Raw genomic sequence first — 546 nt, 5'->3', positions numbered from 1 at the left:
AAGTTAATTGAAGTTTATATAAAGCAAGAAAGACTTGATGAGGCTAAGTTAATATGTGAAGAGTTGATTTCAAAAAATGTCAATAATTCTGAAGCATGGAGGTATTTAGTTAAAATTGAAAGATTAATATTATCAAATGATGTAGAAGTCAATATCTCTGATAAGATCGTGAGATCTATAGATTTTTCACCTGAACATTACTCGGCAGGAATGTCAATTTTACAAAATTTTTGTCGGTTATTAAAAAATAAATATAGTAATGAATCTGTTGGTGTAACTATCAAGCAGGAAGATTATAAAGTAACTATGATTATTGATCCTCCTAACGGTGAAATTGAAGAAGTAGAGGAGTATCTAACTAGTTATGGTTTGGTCGTTCAGGGGGTAAAAGAACCGGAAGAAATTGTTGCTAATAAGTTTGAGTTAATGGAGTTGAAAACAGAATTGATGTTAGCACGTACTCGTTTAGAATTGAGTAAAGAGCACCATGTTTTTGTTTGTGGAAATTATGAGTCTAGAATAACATCATTAGAATCAGATCTGAGT

1 protein-coding gene is annotated in these 546 nt (G+C 30.8%); it reads left to right on the top strand.

Features of this window, described 5'->3' with window-relative positions; all coding sequences use genetic code 11:
• Positions 1–546: tetratricopeptide repeat protein (locus E5A76_RS14325; protein ID WP_161119328.1), on the top strand; the 546-nt coding region annotated here is incomplete at both ends.

The sequence above is a fragment of the Photobacterium lucens genome (assembly GCF_009873615.1).
GTDB lineage: Bacteria > Pseudomonadota > Gammaproteobacteria > Enterobacterales > Vibrionaceae > Photobacterium > Photobacterium lucens.
The sequence above is the reverse complement of the archived record's forward strand: the minus strand, read 5'-3'. Positions and strand labels throughout refer to the sequence as shown.